Source organism: Ignavibacteriota bacterium (assembly GCA_016212665.1).
GTDB lineage: Bacteria > Bacteroidota > Ignavibacteria > UBA10030 > SZUA-254 > FW602-bin19.
The window spans coordinates 1-17,033 of record JACREZ010000038.1 but is presented as its reverse complement, the minus strand read 5'-3'; the positions used below and the strand labels follow the sequence as shown (position 1 = coordinate 17,033).

The 17,033-nt window shown below is 44.6% G+C and carries 12 protein-coding genes; 10 read left to right on the top strand and 2 right to left on the bottom strand.

Annotated features, from left to right (window positions below):
- Positions 1–82: 82 nt before the first annotated feature.
- Positions 83–3,148: a carboxypeptidase regulatory-like domain-containing protein gene (locus HY960_13560; GenBank protein MBI5216774.1), complete on the top strand. Its 3,066-nt coding sequence runs from the start codon at positions 83–85 to the stop codon at positions 3,146–3,148.
- A 174-nt stretch (positions 3,149–3,322) separates the two neighbouring features.
- On the opposite strand, the gene HY960_13555 is transcribed toward HY960_13560, so the two are convergent.
- Entirely contained in the window at positions 3,323–5,608 is a 2,286-nt protein-coding gene (locus tag HY960_13555) for a tetratricopeptide repeat protein (GenBank protein ID MBI5216773.1), read from the bottom strand.
- A gap of 308 nt (positions 5,609–5,916) precedes the next feature.
- Positions 5,917–8,379: a bifunctional aspartate kinase/homoserine dehydrogenase I gene (gene thrA, locus HY960_13550; protein ID MBI5216772.1), complete on the bottom strand. Its 2,463-nt coding sequence runs from the start codon at positions 8,377–8,379 to the stop codon at positions 5,917–5,919.
- 137 nt (positions 8,380–8,516) lie between these two features.
- On the opposite strand from thrA, the gene HY960_13545 reads away from it, so the two are divergent.
- The 9 genes from HY960_13545 to HY960_13505 all read left to right on the top strand — a co-directional run bounded on the left by HY960_13545 (position 8,517) and on the right by HY960_13505 (position 16,992).
- Positions 8,517–9,503: a polyprenyl synthetase family protein gene (locus tag HY960_13545; protein ID MBI5216771.1), complete on the top strand. Its 987-nt coding sequence runs from the start codon at positions 8,517–8,519 to the stop codon at positions 9,501–9,503.
- Positions 9,504–9,508: 5 nt separating this feature from the next.
- Positions 9,509–9,784: an HPr family phosphocarrier protein gene (locus HY960_13540; GenBank protein ID MBI5216770.1), complete on the top strand. Its 276-nt coding sequence runs from the start codon at positions 9,509–9,511 to the stop codon at positions 9,782–9,784.
- A gap of 42 nt (positions 9,785–9,826) precedes the next feature.
- Complete coding sequence (gene ptsP, locus HY960_13535; GenBank protein MBI5216769.1) at positions 9,827–11,587, top strand: phosphoenolpyruvate--protein phosphotransferase; 1,761 nt, start codon at positions 9,827–9,829, stop codon at positions 11,585–11,587.
- Between the two features lie 120 nt (positions 11,588–11,707).
- Positions 11,708–12,766 carry a bifunctional phosphoglucose/phosphomannose isomerase gene (locus tag HY960_13530; protein ID MBI5216768.1) on the top strand — a complete coding sequence of 353 codons (1,059 nt, stop codon included), beginning with the start codon at positions 11,708–11,710 and terminating at the stop codon, positions 12,764–12,766.
- Between the two features lie 137 nt (positions 12,767–12,903).
- Entirely contained in the window at positions 12,904–13,626 is a 723-nt protein-coding gene (locus HY960_13525; GenBank protein ID MBI5216767.1) for an Rrf2 family transcriptional regulator, read from the top strand.
- 153 nt (positions 13,627–13,779) lie between these two features.
- Positions 13,780–15,369, top strand: a complete 1,590-nt coding sequence (locus tag HY960_13520) for a site-specific DNA-methyltransferase (protein MBI5216766.1) — start codon at positions 13,780–13,782, stop codon at positions 15,367–15,369.
- Between the two features lies 1 nt (position 15,370).
- A complete protein-coding gene (locus HY960_13515) occupies positions 15,371–16,186 on the top strand; it encodes a TdeIII family type II restriction endonuclease (GenBank protein ID MBI5216765.1) in 816 nt (271 codons plus the stop codon).
- A gap of 62 nt (positions 16,187–16,248) precedes the next feature.
- Positions 16,249–16,443 carry a hypothetical protein gene (locus HY960_13510; protein ID MBI5216764.1) on the top strand — a complete coding sequence of 65 codons (195 nt, stop codon included), beginning with the start codon at positions 16,249–16,251 and terminating at the stop codon, positions 16,441–16,443.
- 258 nt (positions 16,444–16,701) lie between these two features.
- Entirely contained in the window at positions 16,702–16,992 is a 291-nt protein-coding gene (locus tag HY960_13505; GenBank protein ID MBI5216763.1) for a GIY-YIG nuclease family protein, read from the top strand.
- Positions 16,993–17,033: the final 41 nt, after the last annotated feature.

The following is a 17,033-nucleotide window of genomic DNA, read 5'->3' as shown; positions in this document are numbered from 1 at the left end:
ACTATGCACGTTACTTCTGCCTAACCTTACTACTTAGTCTTACCAACTAATTTCAACACAAAAACAATTTAAGGAGTAACGTATGAAAACGTTCTTATATCTTTTTCTTTTTTTCGCGCTTGCAGTAGCGAGTCTGCAAGCAAACCAAGTAACGATTCGGGTGGTTGACCAGAATGGGGTCGAGATACCCGGCTCAACTGTTTATATTCAGGCAGTTGATGCATGGTTCTACAATGGAAATGTGGCAACACTTTCATCAGGAAACTATTCAGTCAAAATTTATCCCGGAGTTAACAGCCACGAACAGAATGCCTTGGGACGAATACAGGAACTTGTTGTGGATGCAAACACTTCAGAAGCAAGTTTTGAATGGCAGACAGTCTCTACCACATGTTACGTTCGTGACCAAGCTGGCGAGGTAATTCCCGGTTCAGGATTTGATGCAGGCGCCAATTATCAATGGATGAATTCCGGATCGCCAATAGTTCTCCCAATCTCAGACGAATCTGTATATCCAACCATGTTGGGTTCGTGGGTTAATGGGTTCCCTTTTTGGATACGCCCGGCAATAAACGGTGTGATGTTGCATCAGTACCAACTGGGTCGTTCAGAAGAACATATAGAGATTGCAACTGGCATGGGCCCACTCAACTTTGAATGGCAAACCGTTTCGACGACGGCGTTTGTACGAGACCAGTATGGTAGCATAATTCCTGGTTCTGGTTTTGATGCCACCGGTTATTACGGCGGATATGAGTGGATTACTTCCGGAACAGAAGTCACCCTCCCAATTACCGATGAATTAATCTATCCAACAATGGGAGGTAGTTTTATCAATGGCTTAACATTCTGGGTACGCCCGGCAATTAATGGAATTATTTTACATCAATATCAACTTGGCAGGACTGAGGAACATATTGAAATATCATTTGGAATGGGTCCAATAAATTTCGAATGGCAGATGGTTTCGACAACTGCATTTGTTAGCAACCAACATGGTGAAGTAATTCCCGGTTCCGGTTTTGATGTAACGGGAATCTATGGAGGATATGAATGGATCCCGTCTGGTGACCCAGTCGTTGTTCCTAGTACCGATGAATCAATTTATCCAACGATGAGTGGAAGTTTTATTCATGGTTTGAAATTCTGGATTCGACCAGCGATAGATGGGGCAATGCTTCATCAATACGATCTTGGTCGTACAGAAGAGAATGTTGAAATCACTGTAAACATGCAACCAATTAACTTTGAGTGGATGTATATGCGATGCCCTCTCTCATTGGTGAATGAAAATGAATCTGATATCGGTTGTTCCTTTATCCGAGTTCTGGGTGTTTACAATTATGGACTTTTTTTGAAAGACGAAGTATTTGCTTTGCCTGTAACCGATGAATCGTTGTACCCCACAATTGCAGGCAATTTCATAAATGGGATTACACTTGAACTTAATCCGGGAGGAATCAACGAAGGAACAGCCACATTCGAAGTTACAAGTTCATTGGAATTCAGTCCGTCATTTGTCACGCTCGGTGGTAATCAATATGGCTTGCGGTGCGGTGTACCGGATCCGCATCTCTTAACCGACCCGTCAACATTCGGTTCCGACGCAGTATTAATTGACTTCGAAGGATTTCCTAATGGAACACAAATTACCAACCAGTATGAAAGTATGGGTGTTTCATTCGCATTGACTTCAGGCGGTGGTCCGAGTATTATTACCACAACGCGACCGCGCCAATTCGACCCGCAAGGATTTGCATGCCTTTCGAATAATAACCCAACTGCCCCGCTTCCACGACCTGACCTGGTTTTGAATTTCTCGACGCAGGTTAATAAACTCGGATTTGAAATTTTTACAAATACCGGAGATGACCTGCGACTGAAACTGATGTTAAGTAATGACGGCACAATCATCTATGAACAGTGCTTTGTTACCAATCTCAATTTCAGATTTATAGGAGTTACGGGCTACACGTTTGATAAAGTAATTGTTGATGCTACAGAAACCGTGAATGGCGTGTTACGCCTCGATAATCTTCGGTTTGAATCAACGTGTACCAACGGAACAAGCGCAATTGAAGGAACGGTTTCCTCCAATTGTTCAACGCAGAACCAAGACCTTCTCGGCGTACCGGTTGATGTCTTTGATGTTGCAACGGGAGCGTTATCCGCTTCAACAACAACCAATGCAAATGGCTACTATTCGTTCGATGAGATGAATGCAGGCGAGTATCTTGTATCCGTTCATACGCCGTTAGGGTACTCCACGCTCTCTTCCGAAATTCCTGTTAGCTTACCCTGCGGCGATGAGGCAACGGTGAACTTTGAACTGAGTTGCTCAAACGCTTCAGGTTCGCCGCGCGGTATCGGCTTCTGGAAACATCAGTTTGCCGTTGCAACCGGAGAGAAAGGAGCGGCACAAATTGACGGAGCCACACTTTGTAATTCCCTTGATATCATTCAGGAACATTTCAATGAGCATCCGCTCAATGCCGTTGTTGTGTACGCCCCTCCAAGTTCGTCAGGTTGTACCGATAAATTGCTTGCAGGAAAATCGGTGATGAACCTTAAAGGTTCGGTTTCGAAAATATCTCAGGCTCGTCAGCACCTTTTTGCTTTTCTGTTGAACGTTGCATCGGGATTTATCCATCAGGCATCCGTCATCAGCGCTGACGGCGCAACGGTTGCTCAGGCAATTACCTATTGTGATAATCTCATAGATAATTCCGGCGGCAACTATGAAATTGCAAAAAATATCGCGGAAACAATCAATGAAGGGGGCACGGTTGCGGCTGGCATCATCCCTCTATCCACTCCCGATGTTCGGTACAAAACCGGAGTAGAAGAACTCAAGCCATTGCCAACACAATTTATTCTTGAACAAAATTATCCCAATCCGTTCAATCCTTCAACAGTTATCAACTATCAACTGCCAATGGAGAGCCGCGTAACATTACAAGTGTATGATGTACTCGGAAAAGAAGTTGCTACGCTTGTTGAAGGCGTTCAGGCAGGAGGATTCCGTTCGGTGGAATTTCACTCAGATGGTTTACCGAGTGGATTGTATTTCTACAAACTTCTGGCAACTCCGCTTCACGGAGAAGCAGAACCGTTTAGTCAAATAAGGAAACTTACTTTAACAAAGTAGCAAATGATAAGATAAGTAAACAACAAGCCCACACTGTTAGACTAATTCAAGTTAAGGATTATGATGGTTGTGGGCTTTATCTTTCAGGCGGTTTCTTTTTTTGAAGAAATATGACAATCGAACAGCCTGCCCTTGAAGTTATTGCTGGTGGATTAATGGACAGGCTGTTTCGGTTTATTTCGTCCGCGCAATCAACAATACATCCTGGTCGTTGCGGTACTGTTCGAACTCAATGGCTGTTGTAAGATACGAAGCGTCGAAATCAGAATTCATCGAACGTGCTTGCTGATACCAACGCAACACATCTTCTTTCATTCCGAACATCGCGGCAACTTTTGCTCTGTTCATTATTGCGTAGGGATTTGTCGAATCAAGGTCAATTGCTTTTTGAGCCGCACTCAACGCTTCTGTGCGGACTTTGAGTTTTGCTTGAAACAAACTTTCATACATATAATAATCGGCAAGACCCGGATTCTTTTCCGTTTTCATTTTCACCATGCGAAGACCTTGGTTGAATGATTGTTCCGCGTCCGCCTTTTTTCCGAGATACTCATTTGTCAAACCAAGAAAATAAAAAAGTTCATGACTTCCTTGAAGGACTTTCATTCCTGTCGTAACAAGGGATTCTGCGGTTGAATATTGGCGCAGGGAGAGAAGTAACGGTAAAACATTTTCATACGTTAAAACTTTCGTCGGTTCGATTTCAATTGCTCGTTCATAACAAAACATGGCACTATCGGTAAGTCCGAGCCGTTCGTATGCAACACCCAAATTAATCCACGGGTCATCAATGTTTGGTTCGAGTTCAACTGCTTTCCAGAACATGCGCTTTGCCTCAGAATAATTTTGTAACTGTGCATATCCAACACCTAAATTGGACGAGATGAGACCATCGTTCGGATTTATTTCATACACCCGCTTGAGATAGGTAACTGCCTTGGCAGGCTCTCCAAGATTGTAAAGATAAAGAATCGCGTTGCGCGTCAACGCCGCGACATTATGTTCATCCAGCGCTATTGCCCGTTGATAATATTCTAATGCTTTCAACTGGTTGGCGCGAAGTTGCTCGATGCTTCCATAGATTGCAAATGCCTGTGCATTGGTCTGTTCTTTTTGCAATATATTTTTCACGATAGATTCAGCATCGTTCAATAATTCAATGCTCACGTCCCACCCCTTTTCATATTGACGTACTTTGGATTCTGCCAATAACAACGATGCGCCGAGAAAATCCGGTTGCTTGCTGATTGCCTCTGAAAAATATTCTACAGCAAGGGCGTTCTCACTGCTTCCCTGTTTTGTTAGTTGATGTAATCCGCGGAGATATGCTTCGTATGCATCCGGAGAAATGGTTTTAGAGTGGAGATTGCGAACATCTTCCTGCACGTCAAACAGTTCAAATATTTTCGATTCAATACTTTCTCCTGCGTTCATAATCTCCGAACGGGGTTTCTCAAAATGTTCTTCCCACAGAACGGCTTTTTCTTTTGCATCATACAACGTTGCGGAGATGTTGAGTTGCGAGGAGGTCATTTGGACGCTCCCCGAAAGAACGAACCGGACACCAAACCGCTCTGCAATATTATCGTTTGAAAAATTCGTCCCCCGATATTTTTGAGTTGCTGATTTTACAATGACGAGCGCTCCCGGAATTTTTGACACATGATTATTGATTTCATCCGTGATTCCATTAACAAGGAAATCATTGGCTGGTTCGCTGGCATTTTGAAACGGCAACACAACCAGCGAACGTTCTCCCGCTGGAACAGAAATTCGTTTGGAGAAAAACCAGTAGCCGAACGAACCAAGCGCAATCGCAACAAGAACAATTCCCAACGCCACAACCATTTTTTTCTTGGAGGATGGAACGTTCTTCGTCGGCTGTTCGGGTTGGGGTTGTATTTTCTGCCACGGGAGTTCAATATGATAGAGAACGATGGGAATATCAATGTTTTTCAAATCTCCAACTCCCGCCTTCACCATCGGGAGATTGATTTTGCCCCGCACCTGACGGGCAACATCTTCCGAAATGCAAATCCCTCCCGGTTCCGCTTTCGGCTGGATGCGTGCGGCGATATTCACTCCGTCGCCGAAGAGGTCGTTGTTCTTCTTCACCACATCGCCGACATGGATGCCGATACGGATGACAATCGGGTTTTCATCGGGGTGCGCTTCGTTATATTCCTTCAGCGAGGTTTGTGCTTCAATCGCACACATAACGGCACTGACGGAACTATCGAACTCCACAAAGAATGCATCACCGATGCTCTTGATAATTCTCCCCGCATGTTTCCCGATAATTTCAGAAACAATCCTGTTGTGAATATCCAAAAGATTGAGCGTTGCATGTTCATCTTTCCCCATCTGTTTGGAAAAACTGACGATGTCAGTGAACATGATGGCGGCGAGTTTGCGAACGCTTTCGGGAGAACCGGTATGTTGATTGGGAGTTGCTGGCATAATTGCGCCTATTGTAAGAAATTTAGGTGTAGCAATCAAAAACTCCCTTGTTTTCTGCAATGCCGGAAAAGCGAATCGGCAAGTTAACTTTCCAATTTTTCATGGCAATCATATCCTAAAATAATTATCGTTTCCATATCATGCCTACACCACGTTCAAACTATTAACGGTTGATTTGAAACAGTCTGCAGAAAGCTTCAACGGTTACAAAAATATATCCCTGTCTTCCGGAATTTTTTAGAAATTGCCTCTCGTTTTTTGAATTTGTCTCTCCGATGTTCTTCAAGCATTGGATGAGAGTTACGAAATCAATACGGGAGATAGTGCAACAATTTAATAATATCGGAGAAGACACCCATTGCGGTAACATCAGCGCCGGCGCCGGGACCCTGAACAACGAGAGGTGTTTTTGAATATCGCTTTGTTGTGAAAGCGATGATGTTGTCGCTTCCTTTCGTTCCGGCGAACGGATGCGAGTTGGGATATTCGAGCAATGCGGTTTTTGCTTTGTTATTGTATAACACACCGACGTACCGGAGAACAGCATTACGTTGTACTGCCGACGCGAATCGTTTGTTCATGTGATTATCGAACGTTGTGTACATACTGAAGAAGGACTTCGAGAACGTCCCTTTTTGTAATGATGAAGGGACGAGATTTTCGTGAGGAATCTGATTCAAGTCCATCTTCCAACCAAGTTGGCGTGCGAGAATGAGAAGTTTGCGCGCAACATCCTCTCCCGATAAATCTTCACGCGGGTCGGGTTCTGTGTAACCGGCGACTTGTGCTTCTTCGACAAGTTTACTGAACGGTGTTGTTCCATCGAACGAATTGAAAAGAAAACTGAGCGTACCGGAAAGTATTCCTTCGATTTTTATGATTGTGTCGCCGCTTGCGATGAGGTCGTGAAGCGTGGAGATAATCGGCAACCCCGCTCCGACGTTTGCTTCGTAGAGAAAATATTTCTTCCTCTTGTTAAGAAGTTCTACAAGTTCGTTATACTGTTTCCACGGAAGGACGTTCGCTTTCTTGTTCGGCGTGATGATGTGCATGTTCGCTTCGACGAATGCCTGATACGAGTTGACCACGTCGGAACTTGCCGTGCAATCCACAAGCGCAACATTCGTCAGTTTCATTTCTGCAATGCGATGAGCAAGCGAATGCAAATCGAGCCGGTGCGATGAGTGTTGTAATTCTTCCTGCCAATGTTCGAGATTGAGCCCGTTGTGGTTCACAACAACATGTTTACTGTCGGCGAGCGCGCACACACGGATATCGAATCCCTTGTTCAATAAAACAGAGTGTTGTTGTTGTAATTGCTTCAAGAGTGTTGCCCCGATATTTCCCACGCCGATAACTGCAAGATAGAGCCGCTTCCGTTCTTCAAAAAATGCCTGATGCAGAACGTTGACAGCGCGAATCTTATGCGACGAATCGGTAACGAATGAAATATTCCGTTCAGAAGAACCCTGAGCAATTGCGCTGATGTTGATGTTATTCAGTCCAAGCGATTGGAATACTTTACCGGAAACACCGGGAATGCCCTTCATTCCTTCACCGACGATAGCGATGATTGTTTGCGCCGGTTTTTCATCAATCGAAGTCAGGTTCGTGCTGAACTCGAATTGAAATTCCTGTTGAATTGCTTTTCGCGCTCGCGCCACGTCATGGTTTTTCACAGCAAAACAAATCGTATGTTCGGATGATGCCTGAGAAATCATCACGACATTGACTTTATGCGATGCAAGAGCGCGGAACAATCGTTCTGCCGTTCCCGGTACGCCGACCATTGCAATGCCGCGCAGATTCAGCAATGTAATATTATCAATAGAGGTGATTCCCTTTGCAACGCTTACTCCTTCGTCTTCGACTTTTCCGATGATGGTCCCCGGAGCGGAAGGATTCATTGTGTTCTTGATACGAATGGGAATGTTGCTCGCGATTGCCGGCGCAATGGTTGCAGGATGGAGGACTTTGGCTCCGAAGTAGGATAACTCCAACGCTTCTTCAAACGAGATAGAAGGAAGAACGAACGCATCATGCACTTCACGCGGGTCTGCGCTTAATACGCCGTCAACGTCAGTCCAGATTTCGATGACGGAAACATTAAGCGCCGCGCCGACAATTGCCGCGGTGTAATCAGAACCATTTCTTCCGATGGTTGTTGTTCGACCGTCTTCGGTAGAACCGACAAAGCCGGTAACGAGCGGTATTGTTGTAGCCGGGTGTTCTTTCCACAGGCGCTTGAAATATTTTTGTGTTGCCGCGTTTGTTTGTTCGAACAACACTTCAGCGTGCATGAACTGGTCATCGGTGACGACAAAGTTTCTTGCATCGGCAAAACAGGATGGGTGAGTTTTATTGATAAACGAAGAAATTATCAGCGCCGATAATCGCTCACCAAAACTTGCAGTTAAATCGAACCCGCGCGGAGGGCAATGGCGAAGCAGATACACACCATGCAAAACATCGTGCAGGTCGTTCAGCAATTGCCGGATTTGTTCTGCAAGTTTTTTCTGGATTTTTCCTGCGTGAAGGCTCTTTGCGGTTTCCCAATGCCTATCGGCAAGAATGTTGAATTGAGTTTCATACGTGGCATCGCCACGCTCGGCAGTACGCGCGCACTCCAACAATTTATCGGTTACGCCTTGAAATGCGGAGACGACAACAATGAGTTTTTCTTTTTTTGATTCTTCAAGAACTATCTTCGCAACGCCGCGAATCCGTTCGGGAGAGGCGACAGACGAGCCGCCGAATTTTAGAATTTTCATAGTGTGTTTGGTTACGGGTTTGTGTTTCGGTTGTCAAAGATAGTAAAATCCTTTTCAGAAACAAGCCGCCTTTTGTTTTCACCCTCTGTTTTCTTATTATCATTCATTCAAATTCAACAATTCACGACACTCATTCATTGACGAATCAGAATTTCCATACACGTTACTCGCGGTACAAAGTTCGCATCGAACGTCAACTTCGCTTATTAGTGAACAGGAACGAACCGGCAAGCGTCTATCAGCCAATGAAGTATGTATTGGAAGCAGGAGGAAAACGAGTGCGTGCGGTGTTGGTTCTGCTTGCATGTGAAGCAATCTCCGGTCAGTCGCAGGGCGCGCTTCATGCCGCCGTTGCGATGGAAGCGCTTCACAACTTTACCCTCGTTCATGATGATGTGATGGATAATTCGTCGCTCCGTCGCGGTCGGGCGACTGTTCATACAAAATGGGATACGAATGTTGCCATTCTTTCGGGGGATGAGATGGTTGCGTACGCGTATCACTCTCTCTTGAAAACATCATCAACGAACATACATGGATTGATGAAGATATTCACTGATGCGTTTGTTCAGGTGTGCGAGGGGCAGGGATTTGATAAAGAATTCGAAACGCGATGCGATGTTACGCTCGATGAATATCTGATGATGATAGAGAAGAAAACAGCACGCGTTCTTTCCGCTTCATGTGAGATTGGCGGATTGATTGGAAACGGAACGGCGCGGGAAGTCAACGCTCTCCGGACATACGGTACGTCGCTCGGACTTGCATTTCAAATCCAGGACGATTTGCTTGATATTACCGGGACGGAACAACAACTCGGCAAGCCCATCGGAGGCGATGTGCTGGAAGGAAAGAAAACATATTTATTATTGAATGCGCTTGAACGGGCGAAAGGAAACGAGAAAAAGATATTGCAAAAGGTTGTTGAGAAGAAGCAGTTGACGCGCGCGAGTATTCCGGTTGTGCTTGATATTTATCAGAACACAGGCGTCTTGCAACACGCTCGTGAGCAAGTAGAATTTTTCACACACAACGCGCAGAAGGCGTTGCATCGCCTGAAACCGACGAACGCAAGGACAATGCTTTCTTTGCTTGCACAACAACTTCTCGAACGGAATACGTAAGAAGGATGGTCGAACGCGAAGTTACAATACGGAACCGGGCAGGGTTGCATACTCGTCCTGCGGCATCGCTGGTAAAGACAGCGGCAAAGTTCAAATCGGAATTTACTATTTGTAAAGATGGAATGGATATCAACGGCAAAAGCATTATCGGCGTGATGACACTCGCGGCGGAATGCGGTTCGAAACTGACGCTTCAATTCGATGGCGCCGACGAGAACGAAGCCCTTGCCGCCGTTGCCGATTTGTTTGAACGGGGATTCGATGAAGAGCTTGGCGCTTAGTGGTTATGAACATTATTCCCGAACTTATCAAGTAAACGAACGATGCAGAAAAACGAAACTATACTGAAGGGAATCGCCGCCGCGCCGGGTATTGCCATCGGTCGCGCGTATTTATTCAGAAAAGAACAGCCGCGGGTTGATGAGCGAACGCTCGCTCAGGATGATATTCCTTCCGAACTTGAACGGCTCGATAAAGCGATTGCCAAATCAGAAAAGGAATTGTTCAAGATTCTTGCCTTTGCCGAGCAGAAGTTAGGAGATGCGAAAGCAAAAATCTTCGAGGCGCAGGTGATGATTCTTCAGGATGAGTATTTGCTCGATGCAATCAAGAAACGGATCTGCTCGGAGATGAAGAATGCTGAGTTTATTGTGAGCGGGGAATTCCAGAAATATGCAGATATGATGCTTGCCGCGCGGACAGAGTACATGCACGAACGCGCCCATGACGTTGAAGATTTGAAAAACAGGATTGTCAGGAATCTCCAGCAAGTACGATTACTTTCAAAGTTGGACGGCTCGCCTATTGTTATTGCACATACACTGACTCCTGCCGATACAATGGTTCTCAGCCGGAACAATATTCTCGCGTACGGAACCGACCATGGCGGAGTGACATCGCACGCGGCGCTGATTTCCCGCGCACTGAAAATTCCGGCTGTCGTTGGAGTGAACGGTTTGAGCATCACCGTTCAACCGGACGACATGTTGATTCTTGACGGGTACGACGGAACCGTTATTCTGCATCCGACGCAGGAACGCATCAAAGAATATGAACTGAGGCGCGAACGGTTCCTGCAATTCGAGGAACAACTTTCATCGTTGAAAGATTTACCTGCTGTCACGCTCGACGGAAAATCTATAGAACTTTCAGCCAATATCGAATTGCCGGAAGAAATTGATTATGTCGTGATGCAGGGTTCGCAGGGAGTCGGGTTGTACCGGAGCGAAACATTGTTGCTCAATCGTGATGACATTCCGACGGAAGAAGAGCAGTATCAGGCATATAAAACAATTGCGGACAGAATGTATCCCCAGCGCGTTATCATGCGCACGTTCGATGTCGGCGGTGACAAACTTATTCCCGACATGACGGAAGAACGAAATCCGTTTCTCGGCTGGCGCGGTATCCGCATGATGCTGGATTATCCCGACTTCTTCAAAGCACAACTCCGGGCGATGTTGCGTGCAAGTCAGAAAAATAATGTAGCAATTATGTTCCCGATGATTACGACGGTACAGGAAGTCCGGAAATCCATCAGCCATCTTAATGATGCGAAAGAGGATTTGCGGAAGAGCGGCATCAAGTTCGATGAGAATATCGAAGTCGGTGTGATGATTGAAGTTCCGTCTGCGGCGCTCATGGCAGGCGTCATCGCGTCGGAAGTAAAATTCTTCAGCATTGGAACGAACGATTTGACGCAGTACATGCTTGCCGTTGACCGCGGGAATAATTTTGTTTCGTACATGTATCATGAACTCGAACCGGCGGTGCTTCACACGATAAAATTTGTCGTCGAGAACGGGCACCGGAAAAAAGTGTGGGTCGGGGTGTGCGGCGAAATGGCGAGCAACCCGCTTGCTGTTCCTGCTCTGCTCGGCATCGGGATTGATGAACTGAGCGTTGTCCCTTCGATGCTTCCAGAAATTAAGAAGATTATTCGTTCCCTGAACTATGCGGAATGTCAGAAACTTGCACACACAATTCTTTCGTTTGCGACGCGACAGGAAGTAGAAGCATGTTTGGAAAATTTCATGAAGAAAAACTGTCCCGATATTCCTTTGGCGGGGAATTCGGCGGTGTGATACAAACGGTTTTTTCTCAGGCGCGTATTGACGAAATTTGCACAGGCTGATTGAACAATTCGGGAACGATGTTCGAAACAGTCTTTTTACTGATACTCACTAATTGAAAATGAAATTACCATGAATAACTTGAACGAATCACATATTCACCTTTATGACCCCTCCAACATGCGAAAACTGTTGGTGGATTTTTCCAAACAAGTAGAAGAAGCGGTAGCGATGAGCGAGCAATATGTTGCGCCGTACCGGGTACGAGCGCTGAACAATATCATCCTCACCGGGTTGGGCGGTTCCGCCATCGGCGGAGACTTGCTTCGCTCGTTCACGGCGAGCGAACTTGAACTTCCGTTTATCGTCAACCGGCATTACACGCTTCCTGCGTACATTGACCAGCGGAGTTTTGTGATTGTTGCAAGTTACTCCGGCAATACGGAAGAAACAATCGCCGCGCATCTTGAAGCGACGCGCAGTAGGGCGAAAGTTCTTTGCATCAGCACGAACGGCGAGACGGAACAACTTGCAAAGAAGTATGGGCAACCGTATATCAAACTCCCGAACGGGTTGCCGCCGCGTGCCGCGCTCGGTTACTCGTTCTTTCCTCTCCTCATGGTTTTCAAGAAAATGAAGTTGATTGACTTTCCGAACAAGGATATCCGGGAAACGGTGAAACTGCTGGAAGAGAAAGCGAAGTTGTACAGTTCGCTCGACCGGAAGAAAAATCCGGCGCTCCGGCTTGCATACGAACTGAAGGATAAACTTCCGATTATCTACTCCTCGACCGAACGGTTCGATGCGGTGAACCTGCGCTGGCGCGGGCAACTTGCCGAGAATGCAAAGGTGCTGGCGTTCGGGCATGTGTTGCCGGAGATGAACCACAACGAACTTGTCGGATGGAATGTTTTGAAGAAGCACATGAAGACGATGACTGTCGTGTTTCTCCGCGATAAAGAAGACCACGCACGCGTTCAACTGCGGATGAAAATTATGAAAGAGATTGTCGGGAAGTACAGTCCGAACGTGATTGAAGTTTGGAGCGAGGGGGAGTCGCCGCTTGCCCGGATGTTCTCGCTCATCTATCTCGGCGACTGGATAAGTTTCTACCTCGCGATGCTGAACGAAGTTGACCCGACGCCGGTGAAGGTGATTGATTATCTCAAGAGCGAACTCTCGAAGGTTTGATACTCTATGCTTGTTTCTTGATGCTCGATTCTTGATGCAGGATGCTCGATAGAGAGTTACTGGTTACGGGTTTGGGGTTCGGGGTTTGATGAAAAAGAATTTTGAAGGAACATTTTCAATAATGAAGAAAGGGAAGTATGCCTGAAGAGATGGTGCGTACAGACAAAAACAATGGTGAAGGGAACGCCGACAATGCGGAATTAACGGTTCGCATTGCGGAGTTAGAAGCGAACAATGCGGAATTACAGAACCACATTGCCGAATTAACGTCTCACAATGCGGAGTTAGATGAACGCATTGCGGAATTAACGAAGCACAATGCGGAGTTAAACAAACGCAATGCGGAATTAAACTCTCACAATGCGGAATTAGACAAGCATAATGCGGAATTAACGAAGCACATTGCGGAATTAAATGAACACAATGCGGTATTAGAATCTCGCATTGCGGAGTTACAGAAGCAGATTGCCGAATTACATGGGAGAAAATCCTCACAAAAACTTAAAAATGAGCCGGAAAAGCACGAAAAACGAAATCCGGAGAGAACTGTAACACCGCAAACTGCTCAAACAAGGCGGTTTGTTCAGGAGAAGATGCTCGGAGACGACGTGTTGCGCAGTATGGGGTTGAAAATCGCTTTTGACCTGAGAAGGGAACAAATCATGCTCTTACTTCAGAAGTTGTATGAAAACGATATGGCGACCTTGAAGCAGTTGATGGAGTTGACCGGACTCCCGGAGGATACGTGTGTACGGCTCATCCGGCGGTTGACAGCGAAGGGTTGGATGCGTCGTATCGGTGGGCAGAAAATGGGGGGATACCGGTTGACCGATGAAGGGAGGAATTTGTTTGGAGAATGATGTAGGTTATTGGTTATAGGTTATGGGTTTTAGGTTTTAAGTTTAAGTTTCGTACGACACGTGAAAAAGAAGAAATATAAAAATATACAACCGGATAGCGGAAGGATTGCTGAGCGGGAAGTTGTGTACCTGAGCGATGGAACATCTCTTTCGGTGAAACTTTTTGGGGAGGGTGATTTGCTGACTCTCCGTGATGCGAGCGTTTGGGCGACAACGTTTTTGGGGAAGAATGTTACGACGTCGAATATTTCGTACCTTGTTCAGTACGGAAAAATTCCAAAGTACGGCTCGAACGGAACAACGTTGGTCAGCAAGGATGATTTGACAACGTATTACAATTCTTTTTATGGGAAGAGAGAAATCGAATGGAAGAAGCAACTTGGGGATGATATTGATTGGCGGCTTTCGTTCGATTATCTGAAAGAAGCAGACACAACAAAACATGTTCACCGGTTGCACCCGTACAAAGGGAAGTTCATACCACAGTTAGTTGAATATTTTTTAGACAGCCACACAGATGAATTCAAGAAAAAAACGTTCTTCAGGGCAGGCGATATAATTCTTGACCCTTTTTGCGGGAGCGGGACAACGTTGGTTCAAGCAAGCGAACTTGGAATGAATGCAATCGGGATTGATATTTCTTCATTCAATGCTTTGATCAGCAATGTGAAGGTCGGCAAGTATGATTTTGCTGACGTACAAAAGGAAATTGGGAACATCACGAAAGCGTTGAGAAAGTTTATTGCAGACTCAAATACCGTAAAGTTTGAAAGCGAGTTGATGGAAGAACTGAAACTGTTTAACAACAAGTATTTTCCTTCGCCTGAATTCAAGCGACGAGTGCAGCAGAAACAAGTTGATGAAGAATCTTTTGGAAATGAAAAGGAACGCGAATTCCTTCCCGTCTATAAACGTTTAGTGAAAAAATATGACATTCAACTCCATCAAATTGACAACAAGCGATTTTTAGGAAAATGGTATTTACAGCACATCAGGAACGAAATTGATTTTGTTTTCGGGCTTGTAAAAAAAATAAAAAACGTTAGCACGAAAAGTGTCGTAAGTGTTATTCTCAGCCGAACGATACGTTCATGCAGAGCAACCACGCACTCCGATTTGGCAACACTGCTTGAACCTATCTCAACAACATATTATTGCAGTAAGCATGGAAAAATTTGTAAGCCGCTATTCTCTATTCTAAGTTGGTGGGAACGATACTGCAAGGATACTATTGCAAGATTAGCAACGTTCAAGAGCCTAAGAACGGATACTTCTCAGTATTGTCTTACCGGTGATTCGCGAGAGATTGATATTTTTTCTGAGTTAGAGAAACGTTATCCTGAATTTGCAAAGAAGGCGAAGAAGCAAAAAATACAAGGAATATTCTCGAGTCCACCGTATGTCGGGTTGATTGATTACCATGAGCAACATGCTTACGCTTATGATTTGTTTGGCTTCAAGCGAAGTGATGAATCGGAGATTGGACCTCTTTACAAAGGGAACGGAAGAGAAGCGCGTGACTCTTATGTTCAAGGAATAGCGGATGTACTGAATAACTGCAAGAAATATCTTGCAAAAGATTTCAGTATTTTTCTCGTTGCAAATGACAAGAACAATCTTTATCCGTTGATTGCAGAGAAAGCAGGGTTACACATCGTTCAACAATTTAAACGCCCGGTGTTGAATAGGACGGAGAAGGATAAAGGGGCGTATTCGGAGAGTATATTTTTAATGAAAAAATAAAATGAAAACACAAATTAATGAAGAAGTTCGACTACGAGTTAAGGGGTATCTTGAAGGATTTGTTGACGGCCAAATAAAGTCTTTCAACTTAGGTGATCTCCAACCGGAAGATATAAGACCACCGAGAGAACTTGACAAAAGGGGGAAACTAAAACCTTTTCATGAGGTAATTTTACCTCATGGCGTATTATTAATAAACGAATTTGAGCGATCCTTTTCCACAGCATTAGGAAGTTCTTTTGAAGAAGTTGCTTTTCAAATTGCTAAATCTAAATATCCTATCGCTGAAAGGGCAAAAAGAAATGAAGGTGAAATACCTGAGGATGCCCTTGAAAAAATTGATAGCCTTAAAGGCAGGTTATCAATAAATAAAACGAGGTTTTCAGATGCACTAAACGAAGTGAAATTGTCTAATGGGAATATGATTAAAATAAAAAAAGTAATTTCAGATTTATTCTTTGAAACTACTTCTAATGAAGAATTCCATTTTGAAATGAAAACAGCAAAGCCCAACAGCGGGCAATGCGAAACATATAATGAAAAAGCACTAAAGATTCATCTGCTCAGAGAGTCAACAAAACGAAAAATATATACTTTTTTTACATTTGCTTACAATCCATATGGACAAAAAAGGGAGGAGTATAAACATCCTTATCCACATGCTTACTGCGATTTCGAACAATCAATTCTTATAGGGCAAGAATTTTGGGATTTCATTGGAGGCGAAGGAACATATTACGAAGTATTAGATATTTATAGAGAAGTGGGAAAAGAAAAGGGTCCTGAAATTATAGAAAAATTGATCTATAGGAGATAGTTGTTCAAGGGACCTTTTAGAGACTTTTTCAGTTGTAGAGTTCACAATCAAAAAGGAATTCCATGAAAAAATCAGAAAGAATAATTTACTCACTCACTGTTGAAGACGTGCAAAATGTTGCAGAAGAAGTTCTTGGGAGAACCTTAACGACCAAAGAAATTTCTTGTGTTGAAGAATCGGTCGGTGATTCGATTGATTGGTTTGGTGTGATTGAAGAAGCGATTCATAAGCATATAAAAATCGAAGACGAGGAATAAATTTCCTTCGTGTGTGCGGGTCTGGTGACCCGCTACTACGTTTCGATGTGAATCTATCACTCGTTTGCTTGTGAGTGTCTGGGGCAATTCCTATCTTATGTTGGAACAAAAGAGATATGAAATCAAAAAACAACTCACCGTCATGCCGAACTTGTTTCGGCATCTATTACGCTATTGATAGACGCTGAAACACCCGCCTGCTCAACAAGTCGAGTCTTCGACCGGACGGGCAGGAGTTCATGGTGACGATACATCTTTATGAAGAAGAGTTATGTTTATATTCTTTCCAACTACACACGTTCAACACTCTACATTGGTGTGACAAGTAACCTTGGGCTGCGATTGCAACAACATCAGGAAGGCGGTTCTGAGTTTACGAAGAAGTATCATGTGAAGTATCTTCTTTACTTTGAGGAGTTTGCAAACATCCAGGATGCGATTGCGCGTGAGAAGCAGTTAAAGAATTGGCATCGTGATTGGAAATTGAATTTGATTAAATCCGTGAATCCTGAGTTGAAGGATTTATCTAAGGATATTCCGTGGTTTTGACGTGGAATAGATGCCGAAACAAGTTCGGCATGACGGGATTT